A 17025-nucleotide genomic window follows, 5' to 3' on the forward strand; every position below is an offset into this window, starting at 1 on the left:
GCTCCGCTATTGGGATAGCTGGCATTTAACCCTTTTCCACACGCGGGAAATATTCACCGATAGCAGCACACCAGGTGGCATGAGGAGCTAGGCCACAGCGGCAGATGGAGAAGCCGGACTAATCACAATGGGGGATGGTCAGCCGCCAAACCGCGCCACAGCAGGCTGTCTGACTGCGCTCGGCACGGTGGCTTTCTCCACCTAATGGAGAATTGCTGTCACATGGGACAGGCATTATTGTTAAGCTGGAATACAGTCAGACGGCCCTGCCCTCTGAAGCCTTAAGCCCTACCGGACCCGCCCTGAATGATGCTTTACCAGACCCCGCAATGGCGCAGCCTGTCCACCAAACTGCTGATGCTGACCATCGCCTGGCTGCTGCTGGCCATGACTTCCATCGGCTACACCCTGGTGTTGTCGTGGAAGCTGGAAGGCGGCGCCGCCGCCATCAACGACGCCGGCAGCCTGCGCATGCGCAGCTACCACATTGCCCTGCAAGTGAGCGAAGGTGCGCCGCTGACCGCCATACACGATGAAGAACAGCAATTTGCCACCATTCTGGCGCGCCTGAAAAAGGGCGACCCGGCCCGCCCGCTGTTTTTGCCGGACAATGCTGCCGTGCACCAGCAGGTGGCGCTCATCGAGCAAGCCTGGCGACAGGACATGCAGCCCCTGCTGGAAAACGCCGCCCGGCAGGCGGGCCAGCCACGCAAGATGGAGCGGCCTGACATTGCCAGCTTCGTCAACCGCATCGACCGGCTGGTGAAACTGGTGGAAGAAGACAATGCGCGCAATACCACCTTGCTGCGCTTTTTCCAGATGGCGCTGATTGCCATGGCCATTGTCGGCTCGTTCAGCATGATGTTCTTGCTGTTCCTGCTGGTGATCCGCCCGCTCAATGCCCTGGGCGAAGGCATGCTGCGACTGCGCGACGGCCAGCTGGATGCGCGGGTGGGCGTGGACAGCAGCGAAGAGTTTGCCTCCATTGCCACCGGCTTCAACCAGATGGCCGACCGCCTGCAAGACCTCTACACCACGCTGGAACAGAAAGTGGCCGACAAGACCCGCTCGGTGGAAGAAAAAAACCGCCAGTTGGCCGCCCTGTACAATGTCACGGCCTTTTTGCATGGCTCGCACACGCTGGACAATATGTGCAGCGGCTTCATCACCCGGCTGATCGAGCTGACCGGGGCCGATGCCGGCAGCGTGCGGCTGGTGGATTTCAAGCGTGGCCGGCTGGAACTGATTGCCCAGCAAGGCCTGCCACAAGACATGCTGGAACACGACGACTGCGCGCCCATCGACGGCTGCCTGTGCGGTGAGGCCGTGCAACAGCCGGTGTCGGTGATACACCGCTTTGACCAACTGCCAAAACTGGAAGAAAAACACTGCCAGCGTGCCGGTTTTGCCAGCATTTCAGTGTTTCACATCCGCCATAACCAGAATAACGTCGGCATTTTCACGCTGTACTTCTACCAGCAGCCGCAATTGACCGCGCAAGACCAGTTCTTGCTGGAGACCCTGGGCAGCCACCTGGGCGTGGCGGTGGAAAACCAGCGCCTGGCGGCACGCGACCGCCAGTTTGCCGTGGCCGAGGAACGCAACCTGATGGCGCAGGGCCTGCACGACAGCATTGCCCAGTCGCTGTCCTTCCTCAATCTACAAGTCCAGATGCTGGAAGCCGCGCTGGCCGAGGGACAAACGGAACAGGCACAGGAGAACCTGGCCTTCATCCGCGCGGGTGTACAGGAATGCTATGAGGACGTGCGCGAACTGCTGCTCAACTTCCGCACCCGCATCAACAAGCAAGACTTTGCCGATGCGGTGCGCACCTTGCTGGACCGCTTTGAAAAACAGGCCCGCGTACCCACCCAGCTCAGCCTCAGCGGCAACGGCCTGGCGCTGGACCCGCAGCAGCAATTGCAGGTGATTTTCATCCTGCAAGAAGCGCTGTCCAATGTGCGCAAACATGCCCACGCCCGCCGCGTGATGGTGGAAATCCGCAATGATGCCGACTTTTGCATGCTGATACGCGATGATGGCTGCGGCTTTGACGAAGACCTGGTCGCCAGCCGCCGCTCCAGCCATGTCGGCCTGTCCATCATGCAGGAACGCGCCGCCCGCATTCATGGCCAGATCAGCGTGCAAGCCCATAGCGACGGCGGCACCGAAGTCAGCCTGTTATTACCCCATACCGAAAGACAAGCCGCATGAGCACCATCCGCATCCTGCTGGTCGACGACCACACCCTGTTTCGTAGCGGCCTCAAGGCCCTGCTGCAACGACAAAGCGACTTTGACATCGTCGGCGAAGCCGCCGACGGCCTGGAAGGCGTCAAACTGTGCGAACAACTGAAGCCCGACGTGGTGCTGCTGGACATCGACATGCCGCAGATGAACGGCCGCGAAGCGCTGGCGCAAATCCTGGTCACCCAGCCGCAGCTGGCGGTGCTGATGCTTACCGTGTCCGAAGACGGTGAGGACCTGGCCGAATGCCTGAAAACCGGCGCACGCGGTTATCTCTTGAAAAACATCAATGCCGACTTCCTGCTGGACAGCATCCGCCGCGCGGTGGATGGCGACAGCGTGCTGTCACCGGAAATGACATCCAAGCTGCTGTCGCAATTGCGCGGCGGCGAAAGCAGCAAGGGCAAGCGCAGCGGCGTGGAGCAGCTGACCCAGCGCGAGCGGGAAATCCTGGCCTGGCTCAGCCGTGGCGTCAGCAACAAGGAAATCGCCCGCTCGCTGGACCTGGCCGAGAGCACCATCAAGGTGCATGTGCAGAATATCCTGCGCAAACTCAGCCTCAATGGCCGGGTACAGGCCGCGCTGTTTGCCGTCGAACACGGGCTGGACAAGCTGCCCTGACCCATGTCCTTGTCATGACTTGGCATGAATAGTATTGAAGCTGGCAAAAAGGACAACTACCATGTCATACATGGACACGCCCAACCCTGACGCTGCCTGCCTGACACCATGACTTCCTTTGCGCTGCTGGATGCACTGCACACCCCTGTCTGGATCATCCTGCCAGCCAGCGGAAAACTGTTGTTTGCCAACCGGCAGGCAAGACAGCTGTCCCGCGATCAGGACATCGCCTGCCTGCGGGGTGGTCATCTGTCCGCCTGCGCGCTGGAACAGCTGAGCGACTACAGCCCGGACATGCTGCAATACCAGCAGGTGGTGGAAGTATGGACCCTGCCAGGCGAAAACGGCCCGCAAGTGCTGTGCTGCCATCTGGGCCATCTGCTACTGGGTGATGGCCGCCCGGCCATCATTGCCGAAGGCATGCTGGAAGCCGCCCTGCCGACAGATAACACCAGCACACTGACTGCCGACCCCGGACGCGACGGCAGCTTCCACGAAATGCTGATGCAAACCAATAGCGCGCCCATGCTGCTGATCGACCCGGCCGATGATGGCCGCATCGTCAATGTCAATCAGGCGGCCGCCCGTTTTTATGGTTATCCGCGTGACGTGTTCATCCACAAGCACACCTGGGAAATCAACGCCATGGGGCGGGACATCCTGCCGGTGATGCACCATATCTCGCAGTTGCCGGGCGGGCACAAGCCCCTGAGTTTTGTCCACCGGCTGGCCGATGGCAGCCTGCGCGACGTGCAGACCTATGCCGGGCCCGTGGTAATAAACGGCCAGCGCCTGATGTTGTGCGTGGTGCACGACATCACCGAGCAAAAACGGCTGAAGGCCGAACTGGAACAGGCCGCGCTGAAAGACCCGCTCACCGGCCTGTGGAACCGGCGGCACCTGCTGCTGCAACTGGAACGCGCCATCCAGGACAAGCGGCGCTTTGGCAACGATTTCAGCCTGATCCTGATCGATGCGGACAACTTCAAGCAGATCAACGACCAGCACGGCCACTTTACCGGTGACGAAGTGCTGGTATGGCTGGCCCGCACCCTGGAGTCACGCGTGCGGGCACAGGATACCGTGTGCCGCTGGGGCGGCGAGGAGTTCGTCATTCTGCTGCCGCAAACCAGTCACGACAATGCCATGCGTCTGGCCGAGGCGCTGCGCCACACGGTGGCAGAAAACCGGCATGAGAAACTGCCCGCCATCACGGTAAGCCTGGGCGTGGCTATCCATCAGGACAATGAAACGGTGGAAAGCCTGATCATGCGGGTGGACAACGCGCTGTATCAGGCCAAACACCTGGGCCGCAACCGCGTGATGGCGGCCTGAGCCGCCCCCTACTCCCTACGGCGTAGCCCGGCCTCCACCACTGGCCAACTGGCAAGCCGCCACGCTCAGCCTACACTGACAGCCATTCTCCCCTTCTGGTGCCAGCCATGCTGTCCGACCGTTTTGGCAGAACCATCGACTATCTGCGGGTGTCCGTCACCGACCGCTGCGACCTGCGTTGCAGCTACTGCATTCCCAAAGGCTTCAAGGGATTCGAGGAACCGGCCAACTGGCTGCGCTTTGACGAAACAGAGCGCGTGGTGGCCGCCTTTGCCCGGCTGGGCACGCGACGCTTCCGCCTGACCGGCGGCGAACCGTTGCTGCGGCGTGACTTGCCGCAACTGGTAGGCGCGCTGGCAGCCCTGCCCGGCGTGGAAGACTTGTCGCTCACCAGCAATGGCACCCAGTTGGCCAGCCTGGCCGCACCGCTGAAATCTGCCGGCCTGCACCGGCTCAACATCAGCCTGGACTCGCTGCGCCGCGACTGCGTGGCCAGTATCAGTGGCAGCGACAGCCTGGACAAGGTGCTGTCAGGGCTGGCGGCGGCCAAAGCGGCAGGGTTTGCCAATATCAAGATCAATATGGTGCCGCTGGCCGGGGTGAATGATGGTGATATCGAATCCATGCTGGCCTACTGCATGGAGCAGGGTTTTGTGCTGCGCCTGATCGAAGCCATGCCGATGGGCAGTACCGGCCAGGCCACGCAGGGACTGGACCTGAGCCAGTTGCTGGAAAAGCTCACCCGCCAGCACGGCCTGATGGCCAGCAGCCGCAGCCTGGGGGGCGGCCCGGCCTCTTACTGGCAGAACGCCGACGCCAGCTTCACCCTGGGACTGATCACGCCGCTGTCGCAGCACTTCTGCGCCACCTGTAACCGGGTGCGGCTGTCGGTGGATGGCACGCTGTACATGTGCCTGGGGCAGGAAGAACAACTGGAACTGCGCCCGCTATTGCGTGCCGGTTGCAGCGACGCCGAACTGGAAGCCGCCATTCGCGCCGCCATCGAACTGAAACCGGAAAAACACGAATTCATCCAGCAGCCACAACAGGTGGTGCGCTTCATGTCGATGACCGGCGGCTAGGCCGGTTTGCCGCCACCGGCTTGTCAGCCAGCAGCGGCAACTGCAACAAGGCGGCCGTCATGCGCTGGGCCAGGTAATACAACGAGCCCACCCCGCCATAACTCCAGGCCGGTGCCACCGCCGCCAGCCGCTGCTGCCGGACAAAAGGCATGCCCTGCCACAGCGGGCTGGCAAACAGCCGCCCCGCTTCGGCAAACGGCTGCTGATACAGCACCACCTCGTCTCCCCAGGCTGCCAGATCCACAACCCGCTGCTGGCTGATCCCCCATACCGAAGCCGCCGGCGTGCTGGTGGTGTTCAGCCCCAGCCGACACAAGGCCAGCACCGGCATGGCATTGCTGCCATATACATACACGTTGGAGGCATTGGCAAAACGGATCACCTGCACCCGAGGCAGACGCCGGGCACCATGCGCCTGCAATTGCTGACGCAATTGCGCAAAGCCCTGTGCCAGCTGGCCAAGCCTGGTTTTAGCCTGCGGCTGGCGGCCCAGCACCCGACCCAGTTGCAGGAAAATGGCTTCGGCCGCCTGGGCATGGTCCTCGTTCGGGCGGAAAGCATCGATGGTCAGCACCGGCGCAATGGCTTGCAGCCGCGGGCGCAAGGCACCCAGCACCGGACTGCTGAGGATCAGATCAGGCTTCAGGCTGGCCAGCAATTCCAGGTTCGGCTCCAGCCGGCTGCCCGCCGACAGCGCTCCCGCGGGTAGCAATGGCTGCGCCACCCAGCGCCGGTAGTCGTCGGCATCCGCCACCGCCAGCGGGGTGATTCCCAGCTCCAGCAGGTTTTCCGCCGCCTCCCAGCTGAGCGCCACAATACGCTTGGCCGCCGGCATGGCCGGTGCCGCCCTCAGCTCATCCACACCACCGGCCATGGCCGGGCAGGCCAGCACCCACCATAACAGGACACAAAACCAGCCTCGCCTCATTGCCCACCTCCACGCCGCAGGCGCTGCCACCCCAGCAACAACAGGAAATAACAACCGCACAAAACCGATGCCAGCATGCCCAGCGGCAATTGCCGCGGGTAAATCACCACCCGCCCCAGCCAGTCTGCCAGCAGCAGCAAACCGGCCCCCAGCAAGGCGGCCACCAGCAGCTGTGTTGCCGCCTGCCGCGCTCCCAGCATGCTGGCAATATGAGGTGCCAGCAGGCCCAGAAATGCCACCGGCCCCAGTACCGCGGTCACCGCCGCAGTCAGCAAGGCCACCAGCAGCAACAGGCCCAGACGGGCGGCAGCCAGATGCAGGCCACGGCCTTGCGCCAGGCCATCACCCAGACCAAGCAGGGTCAGCACACGCTGGCAGGCCAGGGCCAGCACGGCCAACAGCAGCACGGCCAGGCTGAGCCACACTGCCTGCGCCGGTGTCACCCGGTAACTGGAACCGGACAACCATGCCAATACCGCCAGGCTGTCCGGCGTGCCCCTGGCCAGCACCGTTTGCAACATGGCATCCAGCATGGCGGCCAGGGCAATGCCGCTGAGCGCCATCATGCCCGGCGCATACTGGTGGCGACGGCCCAGCCCAAGCAAAGCGGCCAGCACCAGCAAGGCCCCCAGCAAGGCAAACATGATGCCGTCCTCCAGCAAGGACCGCCCCAGGCAAGCGGCCACCAGCAGCATGCACAAGGTGGAGCCAGCCGACAGGCCGAGCAGATCGGGACTGGCCAGCGGGTTACGCAGCAGCCGCTGCAATAGCACGCCAGCCAGCGCCAGGCCCGCCCCGGCACTCAGGGCCACCAGGCTGCGCGGCCAGCGCAGCGACCATAGCAAGGCATCCGGCCACTGCCATTGCCAGCCATCAGGGCCGGGGGCCAGTGCGATACTCAGCCAGCACAGGCCCAGCAATGCCCCCACTAGCAGCAGGTAGTTGCGCTTGCGCCACTGACGCTGACTGCCCGGCATCTGCAACATCGCCGTGTGCTGTGCCGCGTTCATGCTGCGCCGTACCAGCCACAGCAGCAGCGGCCCGCCCAGCAAGGCAGTCACCGCGCCGCTGGGCAGGCTGCTGCCCGCCCAGTGGCCGATGGCCAGTGCCAGACAATCGCTGCCCAGCAAGCAAGCCGCCCCCAGCAGCGCACTGCAGGCCAGTTGCGCCAGCGGACGGCGCGCGCCCAGCAACCGGGCCAGATTGGGGGCCAGCAGGCCGATGAAACCGATCAGCCCCACCGCCGTCACCGTCACCGCACTGAGCCACAGTGCCGCCAGCAACAGCAGCAGAATGGTGCCCAGTGCCAGCCCTCGGCCGCGCGCGGCAGCCACGCCCAGCGACAGCATGGCCAGTGGACGGGGTGCCAGCCACAGCAACAGCGCGGCAGGCAGCAGGCGCGGCCACAGCCACTGCGCCCATTGCCAGTCGATTTGCGCCAGATCGCCAGCACCCCAGACAAACAGATTGCTGGCGTACTGGTCGTGCAATAACACCAGCATGGCGGCCATGCCGCCCAGCAGCAGATTCACCGCCATGCCGGCCAGCACCAGCGGCAAGCCGTTCAGCCCGCGCGGTCCGGCCAGCAACAAGACCAGCCCCAGCGCCAGCATGGCACCCAGCAAGGCCGGCCAGCCGCTGCTCAAGGACGGATTGTCGGGCAGCACCACGGCGGCCAGCACCACGCCCAGCCAGGCACCCGATGAAATGCCCAGCGTCATGGGAGACACCAGCCGATTGCCGCTGAGTTGTTGCAACACGCTGCCGGACAAGCCCAGTGCCGCCCCGGCCAGCAGCGCCATCACCATGCGTGGCAGGCTGGCGTAATAAAACTGCAGGCTGGCAATGTCCTGCTGCTGCCACCACGGCCCGGCAGGCGGCATGCCACCGTTAAGCCACAGGTGCAAGCCTGCCAGCAGGCAGAGCACCGGCAATATCCAGCGCAAATGACCATGCGCCCCGGCCCCCTGGCCGGGCTTGGCAATCACATGCTCCATATCAGGCCACCACCGCCACCGGACAGGCCTGCCCGGCCTGCTCCAGCAAGCGGATTTCTATGCCGTACAGGCCGGACAGCCGCGGCGAGTGCAATAATTCCAGCGGACTGCCGTCAAAATACAGGGCACCGCGCTGCAAGGCGATGATGCGGTCGGCAAAGCGGGCGGCCAGGTTCAGATCATGCAGCACCACCACCACGCCACGTCCGGTCTGCCGGTTCAGGCGGCGCAGCAGGCCCATCATTTCGTATTGATGGGCCAGGTCCAGCGCCGAGGTGGGCTCATCCAGCAGCAGCAGCGGCGATTGCTGGGCCAGCAGCATGGCTATCCAGGCCCGCTGGCGCTCGCCACCGGACAGGCTGTCCGCCGCCCGCGCGGCATACTGGCTGACATCGGCATCGGCCATCGCCTGTGCCACCGCGGCGCTATCCTGCTCCCGCCAGCGGCCAAACACCCCGCACCAGGGATATCGTCCCAGCGCCACCAGTTCCGCCACCGTCAGCCCGGCAGCGTCCGGCAGCCGCTGCGGCAAGTACGCCACCTGGCGGGCAAACTGGCGGGCGGACAGGCGGGCGCTGGGCGCGCCATTGAGCAGCACCTGCCCCCGGTCCGGCTGCAACTGGCGGGCCAGTACATTCATCAGGGTGGATTTGCCGGAGCCGTTATGCCCCAGAATGACGGTGAATGCCGTCCCGTCCAGCTGCAAGGCTGGTAACTGCAACAGGCAGCGCCCCTGACGCCGCACCTGGATATCATGCAAGCTCAACATCTTGTTGTGCCCACTCCTGTCTGAGCAGCGCAATGCGCGCTGCCGGTTTCAATTTCGGACACGTACTGCACAGTGTCCCGTCACAGCGACGAAAATGCTGGCAGCAGGCCCGCCGCTCCAGTGCCAGCCGCTCGCCGCCCTGCTCCAGCGCCACCGGCCACAGCCCGCTGGCCTGCGGCAGTTGCATTGCATCCAGCCACTGCCCACACCAGTCGGTTACGGTGGTGTTGGCCAGCGTAGGGCGCTGCTGCTGCACCCTCAGCAAGGCGGCGGCCACGCAATCGGCCAACAAGCGGCCTGCCAGCTTGGGGTGCAATGGCTGCTGGGCGTGTAGCTGGGCATGCAGGCAGTCGGCCATCTCCACCAGTTGCCGTGCAGCCTGCTGGCGCAGGCTGGCTATAGCGGCAGGCTGCAGCATTTGCTCCGGCAGGCTGAAACCGGCCACCATGCCGGGCAGCAAGCGCTGTTGCATGGTGCTGAAATCCGGCAGCACTGCCGCCAGCTCCACCGCCAGCACCGTGGCATAGGCAGGCTGCCACAGCAGCAGGCTCCAGCTGCGGCAGCCCCAGTAATGCGGGCCGGCTTCCGGATGTTGCTGACGCAGGTGCAGCAGCAGTTGGCCGATGGCCGCACTGGCGCTGCCAATGGCAAACTCATCCGGCGCGGGCGGCCCTACCCGGCCCTCCAGCCCGGGCAGCGCCCGGGCCAGCAGCGGCAGCAAACGGCCCAGTGGCAGTGTGCTGCCTGCGGCCCGCTCAGTCGGCCACATGATTAGCCACATGATTGCCCAGAGGATTGCGCAAGGTGCCGGCAAACTTGAGGTTGCCGGCCGGGTTGGCCAGGTCCAGCATTTGCTGGTTATTGCCCAGTTGCAGCCGGTTGAGGCATGAGCGGTCAAACTCCGGCATGAACAGGTCGTAGCGGGCAAAGCGCTCGGCCAGCTGCGGGAATTGCGCCTGGTAAGTGCGCACGCACTGGGCCACCTCCTGCCAGAACGCTTGCTCCGGCAGGCCGCAATGTTCATCCAGAATGGCGGACAGGTAGCGGAAGAAACCATCGAACACATCGGTGAACAAGGCCAGCAGCTTCATGTGTTCCGGCACCTTCACCGCCAGCCGCGCCACTGCCGGTGGCAGGGCGGCATCCGGGTTCAGGATGGCCGCTTCCTCGGCAATGTCCTTCATGATGGCGCGCTGCGGGATATTGTTTTCCAGCTGCAGGATGAGGTTTTCCCCGTGTGGCATGAACACCAGCTCGTGGGCATAAAAGCAATGCAGCAGCGGTGCCAGATAGGCTTGCAGATAGCGCGCCACCCAGTTGCGCGCATCCAGGCCGGAACTCCTGATCAGCGCGGCCAGCAAGGATTCCCCGGCCGCATCGATATGCAGCAGCGCGGCCATGGTCATCAGCCGTTTGCCCGGCCCCAGCAAGGCAGCGGGGCTTTCACGCCACAGCGCCGACAACATCTTCTTGTACGGCGAGTCCTTGCTGATGCCGTTGTCGAAATAGGGATTGCGAAAACCGATGGACGCCACTTCGCGCAAAATGGCAAAGCCTTGCTGGCGCAGGTAGGCATCGCTGTCCACCAGCTGGCGGATCCAGTCGTTGATGGCCGGGGTGGCCAGCATGTAATACGGCGACAGCCCGCGCATGAAACCCATATTGAGAATGGACAAGGCAGTTTTCACATAGCGGCGCTGCGGCTGGCTGATGTTGTAGAAGGTGCGGATGGACTGCTGTGCCAGATAGGCATCCTCGCCATAACCCAGGCAGACGATATGGCGCTCTGCCACTTCCGGCGCAAAGGAAATGGCCAGCTTGTTGAACCACTGCCAGGGGTGGGCCGGCATCAGCAGGTAGTCATCCATGTCCAGTTGCTGCGCGGCCAGCTGGCGGGCAAAACCGGCCAGCACCTCGCTGCCCAGCTCTTCTTGCAGCAGGCGCTGGTAGTCCAGATCGGCCGCGCACGAGAAGGTGGCGCGCGCCTTGTGCACCGCCAGCCAGATCAGGCGCTGCGGTGCCGCAGCTTCCGGCGCATGGCGCAGGTAATCCACCGCATCAAAACCGATACGGCCGTTATTGGCGACAAAGCCGGGGTGGCCCTCCATCATGCTGGTTTCCACCGACTGGAAATCCGCCCGGGTCAGTTCCTCGGCACTCAGTCCGCCGCGGGCATGCTTGTAGGCACTGCCATACAGGGTGCTGCTGATTTCCTCCAGGTACACCGGCATCATGTCGTCGCCAATGCCCAGCGGTGTTTTGAATTCGATAATGAAAGCCAGCGCATCCAGCTCGGCAGCGGCACCCCGCACGGTACGCCGGATGGATGCCGGGTCGATCAGCCAGTGCTCCAGCGCCAGCACACGGGCACGGAAAGTGTATGCGCCGCTGCCATCGGGAATGGGCAGGCGGTATTCGCCCCAGCCGTCCTCTTGTTGCTGCAGTTCGGGTGTCAGCAACAGTTCGTGGGAAAACTCGGCAATGGCCTTGCGCAGCAGCAGGCGGTTGACCTTGGCCCAGATGGCCGGCTGCAGATGGGAAACCAGTTGTTGCGGATGTTGATGATTGACGTTTTGCATGGTGTTCCTTGCACCAGGGCGTGGCCGCCTGACAGCGGCTGCCCCGGCAGGGTAAATGTTGTCAGAGTGCACACGTGGCCTGGCCGGCGATGGCTTGCAGATGGGCGTCAAACTGCGCCCGTGTGCAGAAAGCCAGCGCGGCGCGCTTGTGCGGCAACGCGATTTCGCCGTGATAGACAAAGCCGGCATAGCGGTTGAGCTGGTGGATCTTGTCATTGCGCACATCCGGCTCCACCACCACGCGGCGGACGGACGGTTCGGCAAACAGGGCCGCCAGCACCGTATCCATCGCCACCCGGCTAAAACCGCTGCGCGGCTGCGCTGGCGGAGCCAGCAGCAAATGCATGCCGATATCGCCGGGCTGCACCGGGTAATGGCGGCCCAGTTCGTCATGGGCCGGGTCGTAGCGCTCCATCAGGAAAGCCGGTGCACCGTCCAGCCAGGCAAGCCAGGCCTGGGCATGGCCACTGGCCTGCAAGCTGGCATAGGCGGCAGTGACCGCTGCCAGCTCATGCCCCTGCATGCCCCAGTAGCGGGCGTAATCACGCTGCACCCAGTCATGCAGCAAGGGGATGTCCTCGGGAATGCGCAAGGCATGCAGGCGAAAGCAGCCAAAACCCTCCACCTGACGGGTGAACAAAGGTAAACGCGCCGTCATGGGCAAACTCCTTGGGAAAGCGCCGGGGCAGGTTCCCGCAGCAATACAGGGGATAACAGCCAGCACAGCAGCAGCCCCAGCGCCGCAGCCACAAACGGGGCCAGCAAGCCATGGCCTGCCACCAGCACACCGGCAGCGGAAGAGGACAGCAACACGCCCAGGTTCTGGCACAGGCTGATGCGGCTGTAGTCACGGGCATAGCGTGCCGGGCTGCTGTGGCGGAACAATTGCAGGTCCAGCCACACCGTCAGCTGGAACAGCGCCCAGCCAAACAGGCAGCGCCCCAGCAACAGCAGTGGCAGCCAGGGCTGGGCCTGCAACAGCAGACCGGCCGCCCCCAGCCACCACAGGTGGCGCAGGCCAGCAGTTGCCGTCAGGCCACGCTGCGAACGCCGCCGCGCATGCCACAAACCCAGCAAGGCCATGGCAGCAGGCAGGGCAAACACCGCCGCGGCCAGCAGGCTGTTGTCGATACCGCTTTGCTGCTGCCAGTACAGGGCAAAGAAGCCGCGCACCAGATAGGCACTGCAGTAGAACAACAGCATCAGCAGTCCCAGCCGCCACAGCGCAGCACCTGCCGCCGGCGGGCTGGCTACCTGATCCTGCTCTGCCTCCGGGGTGGCGCAGGACGCGCGCGGATGCCAGCGCAGCCACAGGCACAGGGCCATCTGCAGCAGGTCTGCCAGCGCCATCAGCAAGAAGATATCCCCCGGCGGCAACAGGCCCAGCAAGGCACCGCCCAGCAAGGCCCCGCCGATGCCACCAAAGTGGACAATCACCGACAGCAGGCCGATCAGGCTGCCGTGCTGTTGCCGTGGGGTCTGGCTCATCAGCAGCGGGTAAATCAGCAGATAGCTGGCCTTGCACGCCACCATGCACAGCGATGCCAGCCAGAAGGCCGCCATGCTGTTGCTGTAGGCGCTGCACAGGCATAGCAAGGCGGCTGCCAGCTGGGTGACAGGCAGTAGCCGCAGCAAGGCCACCCGCCGTGCCAGTGCCGCCCAGGCGGGCAGCGCCAGCATCACCACCAGGCACATGGCGGCCAGGTAATTGCCCACCAGGCTGGCATCGTTCACCCCGAAGCGGCTGGCAAAGTACTGGGGATAAAACGGCAGTAATACCGCATCGCCCACCACCGCCAGGCTGGTCAGGGTCAGCAATACCCGCCTCATGCGCTCAGGCGCTCCGGCGCGGGTTGCGACTGCGGCACGGTGAATTGCTGGAAGGCAATGCGCTGCTCCACCGGATAGTGGGCAACACCGGTGATGCTGCGTATCAGCCGGGCATTGCGATAGCACGCCATGCCAAGGTCCGGCGACGACAAGCCGTGGGTGTGCAGTTCGGCGTTTTGCACAAACAGGCGGTGGTCGGCATCGATGCTGTAATCACGCGCTACGGCAAAGCGGCCACGGGCATCGCGCTGGATACGCCCGGCAACCGGTGCCAGGAAGTCTGGCTGGCGGTAGCCATAACCGGTGGCCAGCACCAGTGCGGCGGTTTCCAGCTGGAAGTCCTGCTGTTGTTCCTGCTGCTGCAGGCTGAGCACGAAGCGCCCGCTGGCCTTGTCATGCCGGCAGGCGGTGAGCGCGGTATTGGCCAGCAGCAGGGTGCCTGGCGTGCCGTTCAGGTGCTTGCGGTACAAGAGTTCGTGAATGTCGTTGATCAGGCTGGCATTGATGCCCTTGAACAAGCCTTTTTGCTGCTGCAACAACTGGTCGCGCTGCGGCAGCGGCAACTGGTGGAAGTAATCCACATATTCCGGCGAAGTCAGCTCCAGCGTCAGCTTGGTGTATTCCAGCGGGAAGAAACGCGGCGAGCGGGTGAGCCAGTTCAGCTGGTAGCCGTAGCGATCGATGTCCTGCAGCAGGTCGTAATAAATCTCCGCCGCGCTTTGCCCGCTGCCGACAATGGTGATGGAAGGCTGGCGCTGCAAGGCGGCCTTGTCCGCCAGATAGCTGGCGGAGTGGCTGGCCTGGTGCTGCACCGACTGGCAGCACTCAGGCCACAGCGGCACGGTGCCGGTGCCCAGCACCAGATGGCGGCCACGGTATAGCTCGGCCTCACCGGTGGCCAGGTTGCGGCAATGCACCTGATAGAGGTGATTGATTTCGTCGTACTCCACCCGCTCTACCCGGCGCTGCCAGCGCAGGCTCTCCAGCTGCGCGCACACCCACTGGCAGTACTGGTTGTACTCCTGACGCAGCATGAAAAAGTCTTCGCGGATGTAAAACGCGTAAATCCGCCCGCTTTGCTTGAGGTAGTTCAAAAAACTGAAGCGGCTGGTGGGGTCGGCCAGCGTCACCAGGTCGGCCAGGAACGGCGTTTGCAGGGTGGCATTTTCCAGCAGCATGCCGGGGTGCCAGTCAAAACCGCTGGCCTGATCGAGAAACACACCATCCAGCCCGTCCAGCGGCTGGCTCAGGCAGGCCAGGCCCAGGTTGAAGGGGCCGATGCCAATGGCAACAAAGTCGTGGATCTTGTTGTTCATTACAGCGCCCTCCTGACAGACAACACAGGAATGACGGCTTGCGGGACAAAAATCTGCTTCATGTTTTCATCGCTCCGGGTACTGGCTGGGCCAGTGGGTGGGAGGTCCGGTACCGGCAGGCCACTGTCTGGGCAAACCGGACGGACAAGGCTGTCCCGGCGGGCGCTTAACGACCCGCCAAGGGCTTACAGGAAGCCTGCCTGCCAGCGCGCTGCATGCTGCTAGTTGTCATGAATGCCACTCCTGCAATCAGAATTTTCACAATATTATTGCGAATGATAATAATTATCAATAGCATTATTGCATCAATCCTGCCGCGACCACACGCCGCAGGCATGGTCGAATGCTTCCCGTTCAGCACGCCGGCAGGGGGCCGGACGCGGGAGGTGGTATCCGTCACCCATCAAGGAAACAGTGATGAACAACAGCAAGAAGAACCCGTCTGCCAGCCTGGCACTGGGTCACGCAGTGTGCATGGCCAGCCTGGCGCTGGCGGTGCAACAGGCTTATGCCGCCACGGACAGCGCCACGCTGGAAACGGTGAAAGTGAACGCAGAGCAGCGCAATGATGCGCTGGCCCCGACGCAGGGTTATCAGGTGGGCAGCAGCAAGAGCGCCAGCAAAACCGATACGCCGCTGCAGGACATTCCGCAGGCGGTATCGGTGGTCACCCGTCAGCAAATCGAGGACCAGCAAGCCCGCACCATCAGCGAAGCACTCAATTACACCCCGGGGGTATTTACCGGCGCAGTGGGTTCCACCACCCGCTACGACTACATCGTGTTGCGTGGTTTCAGCGACCATCCCACCGCCAATGAATTTCTGGATGGACTGCGCCTGTTTGGCGACCCGGATGGCTATAACACCCTGCAGATTGACCCCTACGTGGTGGAAAGGCTGGACGTGGTACGCGGGCCGGCATCCGCCAGCTATGGCCAGGCCGCGCCCGGTGGCGTGGTGGCCATCACCAGCAAACGCCCGCTGCAATCGGACTACCACGAGTTGTCATTAACGGTGGGCAACCACCAGCAACGCAGCCTGGGGCTGGATTTTGGCGGTGCCGTGGCCGGGCGCGACGACTTGTCCTACCGCCTGGTCGCCAAGGGTAGCGCCGCCGACCAGCAGCAAAACGGTGCCAGCACCGAGCGCTATGTGCTGGCTCCCTCGCTCAACTGGAAAATCAGCGACAGTACCAATCTGCTGCTGCAAGCCTATTTGCAGAAAGACCCCAGCACCGGCTACCACGGCACCCTGCCCTACTACGGCACCGTGGTGCCGCATAACGGCAAGACCATCTCCACCAGCTTCAACGAAGGCTCCAGTGGCGACGGCATGAGCCGCGATCAGCAATACTTTGGCTATCAGCTGGAACACCGCATCAACGACGCGCTGACCTTCCGCCAGCAATACCGGCTGCAACTGAGCAAGACCGACCTGAGCCAGTACTCCGACGTGGGCTGGGTGTCGGACAGTTCCGACCTGCTCAACCGCACCTATGCCCGCTCCAGTGAGCGCTCCACCGCCCACATCATCGACAACAACCTGGAAGCCCGCTTCAGTGCGCTGGGACTCAGGCACACCGTGCTGGCCGGGCTGGACTACCAGACCAGCCGTAACAAGGGCGACAACTCCTATACCTACACCGGCACCACCATCAACCCCTTCAATACCGTCTATGACGACAGCAGTCACCCGCTGTCCTACAAATACTTCGACCGCAAGCGCGATCAGACCGGTGTCTACCTGCAGGACCAGATGGCGCTGGACAACTGGAAGCTGACCGCCGGCCTGCGCCACGATCAGGCCAAGGTATCGGAAACCAATACCGGCACCGGCGTGAGCAACAGCTGGGATGGCGGCAAGACTACCGGTCGGCTGGGGCTGGTCTACCAGGCGGCCAATGGCCTGAGCCCCTACCTGAGCTACAGCGAAGGCTTCGACCCGAGCCAGGCCTATGCCACCGATACCAATGGCAATGTGCTCAAGCCGATGCAAAGCAAGCAAAGCGAAGTCGGCATCCGTTACCAGCCAGGCAGCGACATCCAGCTGTCAGCGGCCATTTACGACTTGCGCCAAAGCAATGTCGCCCAGTACAACGCCACCACCTTCAAATACGACCCCATCGGCAAGGTACGCTCACGCGGCGTGGAACTGGAAGCCAATGCCAGGCTGAGCCAGCGCCTGTCGCTGCTGGCGGGCTACACCTATACCGACATGGAAGTGACCGAAGGCAGCAACCAGGGCAAGACGCCGTATCTGGCACCGGCACACAAGGCCACCGCCTGGCTGGACTATGCCTTTGACAGCGGCATCAATCTGGGC

Annotated in this window: 13 protein-coding genes; 5 read left to right on the forward strand and 8 right to left on the reverse strand. The window is 63.5% G+C overall.

Features of this window, described 5'->3' with window-relative positions:
- The first annotated feature begins 306 nt into the window (after nt 1–306).
- From JHD62_RS09955 to moaA, 4 genes are all read left to right on the forward strand, one after another.
- A complete protein-coding gene (locus JHD62_RS09955) occupies nt 307–2214 on the forward strand; it encodes a type IV pili methyl-accepting chemotaxis transducer N-terminal domain-containing protein (RefSeq protein ID WP_199102759.1) in 1908 nt (635 codons plus the stop codon).
- The gene (locus tag JHD62_RS09960; protein ID WP_045846256.1) at nt 2211–2867 is read left to right on the forward strand and encodes a response regulator transcription factor; all 657 of its coding nucleotides are present in this window, start codon (nt 2211–2213) and stop codon (nt 2865–2867) included. The genes JHD62_RS09955 and JHD62_RS09960 overlap by 4 nt, the downstream gene beginning before the upstream one ends.
- Nucleotides 2868–2975: 108 nt before the next feature.
- Nucleotides 2976–4202, forward strand: coding sequence for a sensor domain-containing diguanylate cyclase (locus JHD62_RS09965; protein ID WP_199102760.1), 1227 nt, complete (start codon nt 2976–2978; stop codon nt 4200–4202).
- Between the two features lie 107 nt (nt 4203–4309).
- Nucleotides 4310–5284 (forward strand): GTP 3',8-cyclase MoaA, encoded by a 975-nt coding sequence (gene moaA, locus JHD62_RS09970; RefSeq protein WP_199102761.1) that lies wholly within the window; start codon nt 4310–4312, stop codon nt 5282–5284.
- Here the strand turns inward: moaA and JHD62_RS09975 are convergent.
- The 8 genes from JHD62_RS09975 to JHD62_RS10010 all read right to left on the reverse strand — a co-directional run bounded on the left by JHD62_RS09975 (nt 5262) and on the right by JHD62_RS10010 (nt 14703).
- Nucleotides 5262–6212, reverse strand: coding sequence for an iron-siderophore ABC transporter substrate-binding protein (locus JHD62_RS09975; protein WP_199102762.1), 951 nt, complete (start codon nt 6210–6212; stop codon nt 5262–5264). The genes moaA and JHD62_RS09975 overlap by 23 nt on opposite strands.
- A complete protein-coding gene (fhuB, locus tag JHD62_RS09980; RefSeq protein ID WP_199102763.1) occupies nt 6209–8209 on the reverse strand; it encodes a Fe(3+)-hydroxamate ABC transporter permease FhuB in 2001 nt (666 codons plus the stop codon). Before fhuB ends, JHD62_RS09975 begins: the two co-directional genes overlap by 4 nt.
- Before the next feature lies 1 nt (nt 8210).
- Nucleotides 8211–8978: an ABC transporter ATP-binding protein gene (locus JHD62_RS09985; RefSeq protein ID WP_199102764.1), complete on the reverse strand. Its 768-nt coding sequence runs from the start codon at nt 8976–8978 to the stop codon at nt 8211–8213.
- Nucleotides 8962–9747, reverse strand: a complete 786-nt coding sequence (locus JHD62_RS09990; RefSeq protein ID WP_199102765.1) for a siderophore ferric iron reductase — start codon at nt 9745–9747, stop codon at nt 8962–8964. The genes JHD62_RS09985 and JHD62_RS09990 overlap by 17 nt, the downstream gene beginning before the upstream one ends.
- Complete coding sequence (locus JHD62_RS09995; RefSeq protein ID WP_199102766.1) at nt 9734–11557, reverse strand: IucA/IucC family siderophore biosynthesis protein; 1824 nt, start codon at nt 11555–11557, stop codon at nt 9734–9736. The genes JHD62_RS09990 and JHD62_RS09995 overlap by 14 nt, the downstream gene beginning before the upstream one ends.
- Nucleotides 11558–11618: 61 nt before the next feature.
- The gene (locus JHD62_RS10000; protein WP_199102767.1) at nt 11619–12215 is read right to left on the reverse strand and encodes a GNAT family N-acetyltransferase; all 597 of its coding nucleotides are present in this window, start codon (nt 12213–12215) and stop codon (nt 11619–11621) included.
- Nucleotides 12212–13387, reverse strand: a complete 1176-nt coding sequence (locus JHD62_RS10005; RefSeq protein ID WP_199102768.1) for an MFS transporter — start codon at nt 13385–13387, stop codon at nt 12212–12214. The genes JHD62_RS10000 and JHD62_RS10005 overlap by 4 nt, the downstream gene beginning before the upstream one ends.
- A complete protein-coding gene (locus JHD62_RS10010; RefSeq protein WP_199102769.1) occupies nt 13384–14703 on the reverse strand; it encodes a lysine N(6)-hydroxylase/L-ornithine N(5)-oxygenase family protein in 1320 nt (439 codons plus the stop codon). The genes JHD62_RS10005 and JHD62_RS10010 overlap by 4 nt, the downstream gene beginning before the upstream one ends.
- 417 nt (nt 14704–15120) lie before the next feature.
- On the opposite strand from JHD62_RS10010, the gene JHD62_RS10015 reads away from it, so the two are divergent.
- Nucleotides 15121–17025, forward strand: a 1905-nt coding sequence (locus tag JHD62_RS10015) for a TonB-dependent siderophore receptor (protein ID WP_199102770.1), incomplete at its 3' end; no start/stop codon positions are given.

The sequence above is a fragment of the Aquitalea sp. ASV11 genome (assembly GCF_016429185.1).
Classification (GTDB): Bacteria; Pseudomonadota; Gammaproteobacteria; order Burkholderiales; family Chromobacteriaceae; genus Aquitalea; species Aquitalea pelogenes.